The sequence below is a fragment of the Kribbella sp. NBC_00359 genome, assembly GCF_036097425.1.
In the GTDB taxonomy this organism is placed as follows: Bacteria; Actinomycetota; Actinomycetes; order Propionibacteriales; family Kribbellaceae; genus Kribbella.
The window spans coordinates 5,593,647-5,605,593 of the sequence record NZ_CP107975.1 but is presented as its reverse complement, the minus strand read 5'-3'; the positions used below and the strand labels follow the sequence as shown (position 1 = coordinate 5,605,593).

12 protein-coding genes are annotated in these 11,947 nt (G+C 69.1%); 2 read left to right on the top strand and 10 right to left on the bottom strand.

The features are described 5' to 3' along the window. Positions 1-3 precede the first annotated feature (3 nt). Both hflX and dapF read right to left on the bottom strand, forming a co-directional pair. Entirely contained in the window at positions 4-1,494 is a 1,491-nt protein-coding gene (gene hflX, locus OG876_RS27465) for a GTPase HflX (RefSeq protein WP_328519520.1), read from the bottom strand. An 84-nt stretch (positions 1,495-1,578) separates the two neighbouring features. Continuing rightward, positions 1,579-2,421, bottom strand: coding sequence for a diaminopimelate epimerase (gene dapF, locus OG876_RS27460; protein ID WP_328519519.1), 843 nt, complete (start codon positions 2,419-2,421; stop codon positions 1,579-1,581). Between the two features lie 24 nt (positions 2,422-2,445). On the opposite strand from dapF, the gene OG876_RS27455 reads away from it, so the two are divergent. After that, positions 2,446-2,709 carry a hypothetical protein gene (locus OG876_RS27455; protein ID WP_328519518.1) on the top strand — a complete coding sequence of 88 codons (264 nt, stop codon included), beginning with the start codon at positions 2,446-2,448 and terminating at the stop codon, positions 2,707-2,709. On the opposite strand, the gene OG876_RS27450 is transcribed toward OG876_RS27455, so the two are convergent. Genes OG876_RS27450 through OG876_RS27435 form a run of 4 tightly spaced genes read right to left on the bottom strand, consistent with a single transcriptional unit; the run spans position 2,696 to position 6,694 of the window. Next, entirely contained in the window at positions 2,696-4,246 is a 1,551-nt protein-coding gene (locus tag OG876_RS27450; RefSeq protein WP_328519517.1) for an N-acyl-D-amino-acid deacylase family protein, read from the bottom strand. The two genes, OG876_RS27455 and OG876_RS27450, sit on opposite strands and share 14 nt — an antisense overlap. A 19-nt stretch (positions 4,247-4,265) precedes the next feature. Beyond that, positions 4,266-5,381 carry an o-succinylbenzoate synthase gene (gene menC / locus OG876_RS27445; RefSeq protein WP_328519516.1) on the bottom strand — a complete coding sequence of 372 codons (1,116 nt, stop codon included), beginning with the start codon at positions 5,379-5,381 and terminating at the stop codon, positions 4,266-4,268. Then, complete coding sequence (locus tag OG876_RS27440) at positions 5,371-6,015, bottom strand: MurR/RpiR family transcriptional regulator (RefSeq protein WP_328519515.1); 645 nt, start codon at positions 6,013-6,015, stop codon at positions 5,371-5,373. The genes menC and OG876_RS27440 overlap by 11 nt, the downstream gene beginning before the upstream one ends. Beyond that, complete coding sequence (locus OG876_RS27435; protein ID WP_328519514.1) at positions 6,008-6,694, bottom strand: GNAT family N-acetyltransferase; 687 nt, start codon at positions 6,692-6,694, stop codon at positions 6,008-6,010. Before OG876_RS27435 ends, OG876_RS27440 begins: the two co-directional genes overlap by 8 nt. Before the next feature lie 68 nt (positions 6,695-6,762). Here OG876_RS27435 and OG876_RS27430 point away from each other — a divergent pair, with 68 nt between their 5' ends. After that, entirely contained in the window at positions 6,763-7,857 is a 1,095-nt protein-coding gene (locus OG876_RS27430) for a M20/M25/M40 family metallo-hydrolase (RefSeq protein ID WP_328519513.1), read from the top strand. Here OG876_RS27430 and ggt read toward each other — a convergent pair whose 3' ends face one another. The 4 genes from ggt to miaA form a co-directional block, all read right to left on the bottom strand. Continuing rightward, on the bottom strand, positions 7,858-9,672 hold the full coding sequence (ggt, locus tag OG876_RS27425; RefSeq protein WP_328519512.1) for a gamma-glutamyltransferase: 1,815 nt from the start codon (positions 9,670-9,672) through the stop codon (positions 7,858-7,860). 80 nt (positions 9,673-9,752) lie between these two features. Beyond that, positions 9,753-10,448, bottom strand: a complete 696-nt coding sequence (locus OG876_RS27420) for a hypothetical protein (protein ID WP_328519511.1) — start codon at positions 10,446-10,448, stop codon at positions 9,753-9,755. Positions 10,449-10,455: 7 nt separating this feature from the next. Then, positions 10,456-10,971: a SigE family RNA polymerase sigma factor gene (locus OG876_RS27415; protein ID WP_328519510.1), complete on the bottom strand. Its 516-nt coding sequence runs from the start codon at positions 10,969-10,971 to the stop codon at positions 10,456-10,458. Beyond that, positions 10,958-11,947 (bottom strand): tRNA (adenosine(37)-N6)-dimethylallyltransferase MiaA, encoded by a 990-nt coding sequence (gene miaA / locus OG876_RS27410; RefSeq protein ID WP_328519509.1) that lies wholly within the window; start codon positions 11,945-11,947, stop codon positions 10,958-10,960. The genes OG876_RS27415 and miaA overlap by 14 nt, the downstream gene beginning before the upstream one ends.

The window sequence follows — 11,947 nt, the reverse complement described above, 5'->3', positions numbered from 1 at the left end:
CGGTTACTTGGCTGCCGCCACCTGGTACGGCGTCAGGTCGCCGGCCAGGTCGGGATGGACCTTGGCGGTGAGACGGGTGCCGTCGGCGGTGTGTTCGAGCTGGCCGACCGAGCCCTCGGAGTGGATCCGGGAGACCAGGTCGCCGCGGTCGTACGGAAGCAGCAGGTCGACGGCCACGTCCGGCTGGGGCAGCGATGCCTCGACCAGGGCCTTCAGCTTGTCGATGCCGTCGCCGGTGCGGGCCGAGACGATGATCGCGCCCGGCTCGCGGTGCAGGATCGGGGCCAGCGCGATCGGGTCGGCCAGGTCGCCCTTGTTGATCACGATGATCTCCGGGACGTCCGTGGCGCCGATCTCGCCGAGCACCTCGCGGACCGCCTGGATCTGGGCCAGCGGGTCGGGGTGCGAACCGTCGACCACGTGCAGCAGCAGATCCGCGTCCGCGACCTCTTCCAGCGTCGAGCGGAACGCCTCGACGATGTCGTGCGGCAGGTGCCGGACGAACCCGACGGTGTCGGTGAACGTGTACACGCGGCCGTCGGAGGTCGTCGTCCGCCGGGTGGTCGGGTCCAGGGTCGCGAACAGCGCGTTCTCGACCAGGACACCAGCTCCGGTGATCTTGTTCAGCAGCGAGGACTTGCCGGCGTTGGTGTACCCCGCGATCGCGACCGACGGGATCGAGTGCCGGCGGCGCTCCTGGCGCATCGTCGACCGCGTGCCCTTCATGTCCTTCAGCTCACGGCGGAGCTTGGAGATCTTGGTGTTGATCCGGCGCCGGTCGGTCTCGATCTTGGTCTCACCGGGACCACGGCCACCGATACCGCCACCGGCCGCACCGACGCGTCCACCGGCCTGGCGGGACAGGTTGCCACCCCAACCACGCAGGCGCTGCTTCATGTACTGCAGCTGGGCCAGCTCGACCTGGGCCTTGCCTTCCTTGCTCTTCGCGTGCTGCGCGAAGATGTCCAGGATCAGCGCGGTCCGGTCGACCACCTTGACCTTGAGCTTGTCCTCCAGGTTGCGCAGTTGCGCGGGGGCCAGCTCGCCGTCGGCGATCACCGTGTCGGCGCCGAGCGACGCGACCAGGTTGCGCAGGTCGGCCACCTTGCCGGAGCCGATGAAGGTCGCCGGGTCGGGCTTCTTCCGCCGCTGGATCACGCCGTCCAGTACCTCGGAACCGGCGGTCTCGGCGAGCAGCTTCAGCTCGGCCAGCGAGTTCTCCGCGTCTTCGGCACTGCCCTCGGTCCAGACGCCGACCAGCAGCACCCGCTCGAGCAGCAGCTTGCGGTACTCGACCTCGCTGATGTCGGTCAGCTCGGTCGACATGCCGACGATGCGGCGCAGGGCCTGGCGTTCCTCGAGCTCGAGCCCCTCGGTGCCCAGCTCGGAGTCGTGCGAGTCGTGACCCGTCAACGAATCGCCGGAGTCATCGCCCTCAAGGAGGTCAAGTTCGACGTCGGAGGTCTCGTCGTAAAAGTTCGAATGGGTCGTCATATACCTTCCATCGTGGCACGGGCCACCTAGTACAGGCGACCCGATTAACCACGTCAACGCCCCACGCGGTACCCGAATTCCCCGTCAGGCCGGTAACCAGGCCCGATCGAAGTCTCCGCGAGCGTGGATCACGGCCGGTCCGGTCAACTCGAGATGGTTGTCCGCACGCCACGTAACACTGACTTCACCACCCGGCACGCCGACGCGATACGTGACTGGAAGCTCGTCCCGGGCCGCCCGCGCGGCTGCCACGGTGACGGCACACGTCCCGGTCCCGCAGGACCGCGTCTCCCCCGATCCGCGCTCGTGCACCCGCATCTCGACGTCGTGCGGACCCCGCCGTACGACGAACTCCAGGTTCACGCCGTCGGGAAACGCTTCCTGGGGGGACCAGGTGGGCTGGTCGCACAGGTTGCCGGGCTCGCGGAGGTCGTCGACGAAGGCGACCGCGTGCGGGTTGCCCATGTCCACGTGAACAGCCGGCCACTGGTGTCCGTTCGCCTCCACGACGACGCCCTCTGGATCGGGCAGTTCGGGCTCGCCCATGTCCACGGTCAGCGTGCCGTCGTCGTTCAGCACGACCTCTTTGACGCCGGCTCGGGTGCCGACCCGGACCGGCTTGCCCCCGGTCAGCCCGGCCTCGGTCAGGTACCGGACGAAGACGCGGACGCCGTTGCCACACATCTCCGCGATCGAGCCGTCGGCGTTGCGGTAGTCCATGAACCAGTCGCCGCCGTCCTCGACGTACGACTGCTTGCCGCCCTCGATCACCCGCAGGACACCGTCCGCCCCGAGCCCGGCGTGCCGGTCGCAGAGGAAGCGCACCACCGACGCGTCCAGCTCGCCGTGGATCGTGCCGTCGGGGTCGGGCAGGATGACGAAGTCGTTCTCCGTACCGTGCCCCTTCAGCCACGCAAACGTACTCATGAGGAAGATCGTACGGTGTAGCCCATGGAGCTGATCGCCTACTTCTGGGAGCAGGAGGACGCCGAGACGGTCGCCGCCCGGCTCGACGGTGACGTACGGCGCGGCCGCTTCCACGGCGAGGACGACGACGAGGACCATCCGTGGGTCGTCGTACTGCGGGATGTGGATCAGAACGAGCTCGACGACCTGCTGACCGAGTACGACGGATGGCTCGAGACGACCGCCGAGGATGCCGCCGTCACCCCTCCCCCGTTGCCGAGCGAACCCAAGCGGTTCAAGAAGGCCTGAGGACGCGACCCGGACGGCGGCCCGTCGGTGTGCCGTCCGCCAGAACTCGTTCACCTGCGACCAGGACCTGGTTGACTCCGACGGACAGTTGCCAGGGATCGTCGTACGTCGACCTGTCGGCGATCCGCGATGGGTCGAGTACGACGAGGTCCGCGACGGCTCCGGGTTTGATCACACCGCGGTCGGAGAAACCCAGCCGGGACGCGGGAAGCGAGGTCATCCGACGGATCGCCTCGGGCAACGTGAGTACGCCGAGGTCCCGCGCGTACCGGCCGAGGACCCGGGGGAACGTCCCGAAGTTGCGCGGATGCGGGTGGCCGGGCCCGGTGGCATCGAGGATCCAGCCGTCGCTCGCGACGCTCGTGCACGGGTGCTGCAGCACGGTCACCACGTCGTCCTCGCTCATCGCGTGGTTGACCACGCTGACCGCGGCCTGGTGATGCTCGAGGACTCGGAGAACCGCCTCGGCGGCGTCCACGTCGTCGCGCCGGGCGATGTCCGCGAGGCTGAGGCCGCGGCAGTCGTCGTACCGGCCGGGCGGCAGGGAGGCGATCACTACCGCTTCCGGCTTGAGGAGTTGGGCGGAGCGCAATACCTCCGCGATCCGGGCGCGATCGGTTGGGTCTGCCAGCCGGGCCAGCAGGTTGCCGTCGGCCAGTGCCCACGTGGGCAGCCTCGTGGTGAGCGTCGTACTGGACGCTGTGTAGGGGTAGACGTCCCACGCGACATCGAGACCGTCCGCGCGGGCCTGGCCCAAGCGTTCGAGCGCGGCGCTGACGAGGCCATAGTTCGGCTCGCCGACGGCCTTCAGATGGGAGACCTCCAGCCTCGCTCCCCCGGCCCGGGCCGCGGCGATCGCCTCGTCCAACGCGGCGAGCAGCCCGGCGCCCTCGTTGCGGATGTGGGTCGAGTAGAGCAGACCGCAGTCCGCGGCAGTCGCCACCAGCGCGGCGACCTCGGCCGAGTCGGCGTAGGCGCCCGGCGCGTAGATCAAGCCGGTGGAGAAGCCGACCGCGCCTTGGTCGGCGGCCGTCCGCAGCAGGTCCTGCATCTGCTCGAGCTCGTCGGGATCCGGCGCTCGCTCCGCACTGCCCATGACCGCTAGCCGGAGACCTGAGTGACCGACCTGCAGGGCGATGTTCACCGCCGGTTCCAACGTTGCAGCGAAGCCGTCGACATCGCGCCAGGACCAGTCGTGCTTCGGGTCCAGGAACGCCGTACCGGCGCGCAGGGCCGCCAGGTCGGTGATCGGGAACGGCGACCAGCCGCAGTTCCCGGTCACCAGAGTGGTGACGCCCTGATACAGCTGGGTGGGCGCGTCCGGAGTCGATTGAAGACTGAAATCCGCATGTGAGTGAAGATCGATGAACCCCGGTGCCACAATGTTGCCCGTGGCATCGATTACCTCGGCACCGGAGGGTTGGTCGCCGGGTGGCAACACCGCGGCGATCCGTCCGCTGTCCACCAGCACGGTCGCAGCCACCGGCTCCGCGCCGGTGCCGTCGGCGACCAGGCCACCGGTCAGTGCGATGGTCATGGAACGACTCCTGCGGTGGTCAGAGGGAGAGGGTGGCGACCGTGTTCGCCGCGATCAGGTCGGTGTCGACCTGGTGCCCCAGGCCAGTTGCCTCGGGCACCTGTACGACGCCCCGGACGGCGATGACGGCGGGTTCGATGACGTCCCGGGCGTAGTACTTCTCCGAGGCGGACACATCCGATGGGAGGGTGAATCCGGGGAGGCTGGAGACGGCGACGTTCGCCGCCCGGCCGATGCCGAACTCGTGCATGCCGCCGCACCAGACCGGGATGCCGGCCTGCTGCGCCCGATCGTGCGCTGCCCGGGCGGCGGTCAGGCCGCCCATCCGCGACACCTTGATGTTCAGCACCTTTAGCGCGTCGACGGACAGTGCGGTCTCCAGGTCGTCGAGCGTCTCGATGCTCTCGTCCAGACAGACCGGGGTCGCGATCGTCCGCTGCAGGCGCGCGTGCGCGAGCAGGGCCCGCGGCGCGAACGGCTGCTCGATCATCGTGAGCCCGAACTCGTCCAGCGCCCGCAACGCGGTCAGGTGCTCCTCGGTATAGATGCCGTTGGCATCGACATGCAGATCGAGGTCCGGGTACGCCGCCCGCACCGCGCGGACCGGTTCGACATCCCAGCCCGGGGCGATCTTCAGCTTTACCCGCGGATACCCCGCGGCCGTCTGCCGCTCGACCTCGGCGAGCAGATCGTCGATCGTCGGCTCGATCCCGAGCGACACTCCGGCGACGACCTCGGTGCGGGTCCCACCGAGTGCCGCGGCCAGCGAGACACCGCACACGGACGACCACAGCACCCAGGCCGCGACGTCCACTCCGGCCTTGGCGAACTGGTTGCCACGGACCTTGGCCCACAACCGCGACACCTGCTCGGGCCGATCCCAGACCTGGCCGATCACCGCCGGGAGCAGGTAACGCTCGGCGACATGCCAGCACGTCTCGACAGTCTCCGGCGCGTAGTACGGATCCGACGTCGAGGCGATCTCGCCCCAGCCGATCGCACCCGACGCGTCCTCCAGCTCGACCAGGATGTGGTCGAGAAACGTCTTGCGGTGCGAGCTGGTCCGGAACTCGTGCACCAGCGGCATCCGGACCCGATGCAGCCGAGCCGCAGTGATCTTTACCTCAGTTGACATACAGCCCCAGCTCCGTGTTCAACCGGTCGCGTTCGACGAGTCGCCGGCGGGCTCCCTTCGCACTGGCCGTGGTCACGGTCGCCAGCACGTGTAACACGGACGCCACCACCGTCGGAGAGTCGACGTACGACGCACTCCCGGTCGCGACGTAGATGCACTGGTCCGCGAGCTTGGCCAGCGGCGCCTCCTCGAAGTCCGTCACGGCGACGAGCTCACCACCCGCCTCGACGAACCGGCGCGCGATGTCGACGGTGTCGCGGCGATACCGGCGGAACGAGAACGCGACCATCAGGTCGTTCGCCCGGACGTCGGACAGTACGTCGACCCCGCGGACGACCGTGCCGTCGATCAGCGTGACCTGGGACAGGCCGACGCCGAGGTCGAAGGCCAGCAGGGACGCGTACGAGAACGACTTCGCCGAGCCGATGATGAAGCGGCGCCGGGCCGCCACGATCCGGGCCGCCGCCTGTGCGATCGAGTCGTCGGCGAGGATCTGGTCGAGCGCCTCCTCGATCGTGGCGCGCTCCTGCTCGACCACGCGGCGCTGCAACACCGTCGACGATCGCCTTTGCAGGCGGGCGTCGTACCGCTCCTGGGGGCTGGACAGCTCGCGGTTGTGTGGATCGTCAGGCATCGTCCACCGGCCCGAAGCAGTAGGCGGCGTCCCCGTCCGTCAGCTGGGTGCAGGACTTGGCCACGAGCCCCTTCCCGAGCAACCCCTGGAAGGCCGCCCGGATGTCGTGCCGGACCTGGTCAGTCACCTTGGCCGGGACCACCAGCCGGGCCGTCTCCAGAGCCGGCTGAGCACTCGGCTCGCGGGTCAGGTCCCACTCGACGACCACGCGGTCGGTGCCGGGACCGTACATGTCCGGGGCGTACCAGCGACCGCGGGCGCCGAGGACATCGAGGTTGAAGTGTGCGTTCCGGATCTCGAACGGATCGTAGGTCCACCGCATCCGCGTCATACCGTGGCCGAGGGCAACTTCCCGCTGCGCATGCTTGAGCAACCGGCCGACCCCCTGGCCCTGCTGGTCGGCGGCGACCACGGCCGACTGCGAGTAGTGGTAGAAACCGCGCCGGTCCGTGCCACAGAAGCCGTACGCGAAGGCGACGAGCCGATCGGTCGCGTCCAGGACGCCGACCACCGACCCACCGTTGCTCGTCAGTGCGCCGAGCAGCCGCGGGTTCAAGGCGTAGTCCGGGTCCTGGTAACCGAACACCTCGCGGTATAGCGTCGCAGCCTCGGCGTACCGCGCCGGGGTGGTCAGCGAGACGGCCCTGAAGCTGTCGTCCGCCTCACGGATACGATTCATATCTTGAGTACATCCCGCTGATCTGAAGGAAGTCAATCGGCGACCGGATGATGATACGTTGACTATCCATGATGATCGATCGGCTCCGGGAGTACGTCGGCCACGAGACGCCGACCGGTGACACCGAGGCTCTGAACGCCTTCGCCGACCGTCTCGCCGAGAGGTACGGCGAACTCGGCGGGACCACTCGCCGAGTGCCGACGCGTACCGGCGACCACTTGGTCGCCGACTTCCCAGGCCGGGGACCACGGGCAGGGGAGGCACCGCTCCTCTTCCTCGGGCACCACGACACCGTCTGGCCGGTCGGGCAACTGCAGGACGCGATGCGCTGGCGTGAACAGGACGGAGTCATCCACGGTCCCGGCGTCTTCGACATGAAGGGCGGACTCGTCGTCCTCGAGACGGCGCTCGAACAGGTCGCCGACCTCGATCACCGTCCGGTACGCGTCGTGGTCGTCGCGGATGAAGAGATCGGCTCCCCATCGGCCCGCGATCTCGTCACCGCCGAGTCGGCCGGCGTGTTCGCCGCTTTCGGTCTCGAACCGCCGCACCCGAACGGCGACCTCAAGACATCGCGCTGGGGCAGCACCCGGGTCCGGATCGAGGTCACCGGCCGCGAGGCACACGCCGCCCTCGACCCCAGCAGCGGCGTCTCCGCGATCGACGAACTCGTCGACCAGCTGATCCTCGTCCGCGCGGTAGTCAGCAGGTACGACGAGGTGTTGTGCAACGTCGGCACGATCACCGGAGGCGGCCGGACGAACGTCGTACCGGGGTTCGCCGCGGCCGATATCGGCTTCCGGTTCGTCGATCCGGAGACCGAGCGGGCGGTACTCGACGCGGTGACCGGTCTCGGGCCCGTGCGCGCGGACGCGGAGCTGCAGGTGAGGGTGATGTCGAATCGCCCGGCCTGGCAGCCGTCGCCGGCGACCGATGAGTTGCTGGGGAAGGTGATCACCGCCGGGCGGTCTGTCGGCCAGGAGGTCGACGGAGCGGCGGCTTCAGGGGCCGCCGACACCAATCTGACCGGCTGGCTCGGGGTTCCGACGCTGGACGGCCTGGGGCCGCTGGGTCAGGGCGCCCATGCCGTCCACGAACAGGTGATCGCGGCGAGCCTGGCCGAACGAGCCGACCTGGTCGCCGCGATCATCACCTCGCTCTGACTATGGCCAGAGCTGCTTGACCGTTCCCGCGGATCCACCGCCGCGTCGGGTCGGCTCCGCGGCCGCCAGGATCGCGCCACCCGGCAGGAACTCCAGCGCCGCGACCGCCCCGATCTCGGCCGCCGAGCTCCCGGGAGCACCCGCCGGCGTGAAGGTGTGGCCGTAGGGCGCGAGCGCCGAACCGTAGGTGTCGATGAAGGACTGTTCGGCGGTGACCGAGGCAGTGTTGCGCTGGGATGCGCGCGGTGCGGCGATCGCTTCCGGCAGGGTCATGTCGCGGTCGAGCCGGTTCGTCAGCGTCTGCAGGACTGTCGTGATGATGGTCGAGCCTCCGGGCGATCCGATCGCGATGTACGGCTTGCCGCCGCGCAGCACGATCGTCGGCGACATCGAGGACCGCGGCCGCTTGCCGGCCTCCACGAGGTTCGGGTCCTTGGGGTCAGGGACTGCGGAGAAGTCGGTCAGCTCGTTGTTCAGCAGGAACCCGCGTCCGGGGACCGTGATGCCGCTGCCACCGGTCTGCTCGATCGTCAGCGTGTAGGAGACGACGTTGCCCCACTTGTCCGCGGAGACCAGGTGCGTGGTCGAGCGGCCTTCGGTGTCCGGCCGCTGCTCGACGGCCGCGCCCGTCGCGCACGGCGAGTACTTGCCGTCCGGCGAGCCCGCCGGCACCGGCTTGACCGCAGCCTTCTGCGGGTCGATCAAGCACGACCGCTCGGCGCCGAAGCCCCGTGACAGCAGCTCCTTCTGCGGGACGTCGACGTACGCCGGATCACCGATGTACGCACCGCGATCCGCGAAGGCCAGCGCGGAGGCCTCGAGGTAGGTGTGCAGTGCCTGCGTGGTGCTCTGCCGGCTCAGGTGCTGCGGCTGCAGGATGTTGAGCGCCTCACCGACGGTGATGCCCCCGGATGACGACGGCGGCATGCCGTACACGTCCAGGCCGTCGTACCGAACGCTGGTCGGTTGGCGGTCGATCGCCTTGTACTTCGCCAGGTCGCCCGCGGCGAGGTATCCGCTGAAGAACGGCAGCGTGGCGCCGGCGGTCTTCGGTGGATTTCCGGCCACGGCCGCCATCTCGCCGGCCAGCGGACCACGGTAGAACACCGACGCGCCCTGCTTGCCGATCAGGCGGTAGGTGTCGGCGAGCTCCGGGTTCTTGAACACCGATCCGACCTGCGGCGCGTCGCCGTTGGGCAGGAACAGCTTCGCCGTCGGCACGACCTGCGCGAACCGGTCTTTGTTCTCGAGCGTCTGGCGCCGGAACGTCGGGTCGACCACGAAGCCGCGATCGGCCAGGTCGGCGGCCGGCATCAGCGCCTTGCCGAGCGGCAGCGAACCCCACTGCCGCAGCGCGCTGTCCCAGGTCGCCAGCGTGCCCGGTACGCCGATCGACACACCAGAGGTCACCAGCTGCGCGAAGGGGTACGGCTGACCCGTCGCGTCGTTCATGAACGCGTCCGACGGCATGTCCGCGGGTGCGGTCTCGCGGCCGTCGATCGTGAACACCTTGTGTTTCTTGGCGTTGTAGTAGACGAAGTACCCGCCACCGCCGACGCCGGCGGAGTACGGCTCGGTCACCCCGAGGGCGGCGGCCGTGGCCACCGCGGCGTCGACCGCGTTGCCGCCACGCCGCAGTACGTCGAGGCCGATCTTGGTCGCGTCCGGGTCGACGGACGACACCGCGCCGCCGAACCCGACCGCGGTCGGTTGTCTGACCGGGCTCTGGGTCGGCGGGCTCGCGACGGCTCCGCTCGCACTCAGACCGGACAGGAGAAGGGCACCTGCAGACAGAGATGCGACGAGCTTCTTCACGAGTTCTCCCGCGGGGCGTCGGCGACAAGGTCAAGACCTTGCCTATCCCACGGCGAGGTTGTGCGCCACTTGGGGCGCGCCTACTTGATGGAGCAGGAGTCCATGAACTGACGCAGGACGTCGTCGGGCCACTCGACGGTACCGTTCGGGAGCTGGACCAGCAGCCACTTGTCGGCGAGCTTCACCTGACCGGTCAGCCGGCCGTCGAGAGTGCCGATGTGGAAGGTCTTGCCGGCCCCGTCGGTGACCCGGACCGACACCAGACTGCGCGCCTGAGGAGCCGCCTGCAGCACGATCTTGGCGGCGGTGTCCGCGGTCCGCATCTCTGGCTGCGAGAGTACGACGCGGTCGGCGGCGATCGGGGTCTCCGCGGTCCAGCCCTTCGGGGCGAGCAAGCAGTCGATCGTGCGCCAGGGCTTGTTGTTCGACACCAGTTCCGCCACGGCCGCGCCGAACATCGACATCGTCTCGCCGCTCTTGGCGGGAGCAGGTCGGACCGTCGAGGGGGTCGTACTCGCGGCGGCGGTCTCCGGCTCGCCCGATCCGCCCGCGACCTCGGTGCTGCCGCCGGTTCCCCACCACTTCACCTGGTTGCCGATCGCAAGGACAGCGGCCGACACGGCGGCCACGCACAGTACTCCGGTGACCCGGCGCCGGCGCTTGATCCGGCGCAACGCGCGCCGGCCGCGGGCGACGTCCGCCTCGATCTCCGCGTCCGGCAACCCATCGGCCGCAGTATCCGCGAACCCCTCCAACAGCCTCTTGACCTCGTCCACCGTGTTCTCAACTACTCCCCGTCGTACGATCCGTTTCCTCGGACATCAGTTCTTTCAGACGCTTCAACGCCTTCGCCGTCTGGCTCTTCACGGTCCCCTCGGTGCACTCCAGGATCCGCGCGCAGGTCGCCACGTCGAGATCCTGGAAGTAGCGCAGGACCAGCACCGCCCGCTGCCGCGGCGCCAGATCCAGCAACGCCCCGCGCACGGCCAGGGTGTCCACCGGGTCGGCCTCGTCGGACAGCCGCGGCTCGAGCGTCTCCGCCGTCACCACCTCGGGGTGGCGGCCGGCGCGGCGGCGCTCGTCCAGGAAGGCGTTGACCAGGATGCGGTGCGCATACGGGCCGGCGCCTTCGTGCTTGATCCGGTGCCAGTGCACGTAGACCCGCGTGCAGGCGGTCTGGACCAGATCTTCGGCGGTGTGTACGTCCCCCGCGGTCAGCAGGAGAGCCGTCCTCATCAGTCGGGTGCGGTCCGCGAGCAGGTACTCGCGGAACTCGGCCTCACGGTCACCCCCTCGCATCGACGGCCCCTGGTTGATGACTCGGGCCTTCTTCCACCCCGACTACGCCGCTGCTCGCCGTCCGGTTGCCTTCGGCTATCACTTCGAGTGCCTTCTCCAGCAGATCGGGATCGTCGTACGGCAGCCAACTGATTCGTTGGTCCTTACGGAACCACGAGTCCTGTCGGCGCGCGAACCGGCGCGTGGCCTGCGCGGTCCGCTCCCGCGCCTCCACCTCGTCGATCTCACCGTTCAGCAACGCGATCACCTGCGAGTAGCCGAGCGCCCGGTTGGCCGTCTTCCCCTCAATCAAACCCTTGTTCAGCAGACCTCGCACCTCGTCGGCGAATCCGGCGTCGAACATCCGGTCCACCCGCCGCCCGATCCGCTCGTCCAGCTCGGGCCGCGGTACGTCGAGACCGAGCTGGACCGCACCCGGATACACATACCGATGCTCGGGCAGGGTCGCGACGTACGGGCCGCCGGTGATCTCGACGACCTCGAGCGCGCGGACTATCCGCCGGCCGTTGCTGGGCAGGATCTGCTCGGCCGCCTTCGGGTCGATCTCCGTCAGCTTCTCGTGCAGTGCCCCGGAGCCCTTGGCTGCCAGCTCGGCTTCCAGGCGGGCGCGAACGGTGGCGTCGGTGCCGGGGAAGACGAAGTCGTCGAGGATCGCGCGGATGTACAGCGCAGATCCGCCGGCGAGCACCGGGACCTTGCCGCGGTCGAGGCAGTCGTCGATCGCTTGCCGCGCGAGCTGCTGGAACTCGGCGACGGTCGCGGTCTCGGTGACATCGAGGATGTCGAGCAGGTGATGCGGTACGCCGTCGCGCTCCGTCGTACTGATCTTCGCCGTACCGATGTCCATGCCGCGATAGACCTGCATCGCGTCCGCGTTCACCACCTCGCCGCCGAGGCGCTTGCACAAGGCAACGGACAGGTCGGACTTGCCGGCGGCGGTGGGACCGACGACCGCGACGACGAGTGGATCGGGCAT

Bases quoted from the DNA above. Each gene is read 5' to 3' on its own strand.
- miaA (WP_328519509.1), bottom strand. From the start codon at position 11,947: ATGCCCGATCCACTCGTCGTCGCGGTCGTCGGTCCCACCGCCGCCGGC.
- menC (WP_328519516.1), bottom strand. From the start codon at position 5,381: ATGTCAACTGAGGTAAAGATCACTGCGGCTCGGCTGCATCGGGTCCGG.
- OG876_RS27415 (WP_328519510.1), bottom strand. From the start codon at position 10,971: ATGCGAGGGGGTGACCGTGAGGCCGAGTTCCGCGAGTACCTGCTCGCG.
- OG876_RS27455 (WP_328519518.1), top strand. From the start codon at position 2,446: ATGGAGCTGATCGCCTACTTCTGGGAGCAGGAGGACGCCGAGACGGTC.
- OG876_RS27440 (WP_328519515.1), bottom strand. From the start codon at position 6,015: ATGCCTGACGATCCACACAACCGCGAGCTGTCCAGCCCCCAGGAGCGG.
- OG876_RS27430 (WP_328519513.1), top strand. From the start codon at position 6,763: ATGATGATCGATCGGCTCCGGGAGTACGTCGGCCACGAGACGCCGACC.
- OG876_RS27435 (WP_328519514.1), bottom strand. From the start codon at position 6,694: ATGAATCGTATCCGTGAGGCGGACGACAGCTTCAGGGCCGTCTCGCTG.
- OG876_RS27450 (WP_328519517.1), bottom strand. From the start codon at position 4,246: ATGACCATCGCACTGACCGGTGGCCTGGTCGCCGACGGCACCGGCGCG.
- dapF (WP_328519519.1), bottom strand. From the start codon at position 2,421: ATGAGTACGTTTGCGTGGCTGAAGGGGCACGGTACGGAGAACGACTTC.
- hflX (WP_328519520.1), bottom strand. From the start codon at position 1,494: ATGACGACCCATTCGAACTTTTACGACGAGACCTCCGACGTCGAACTT.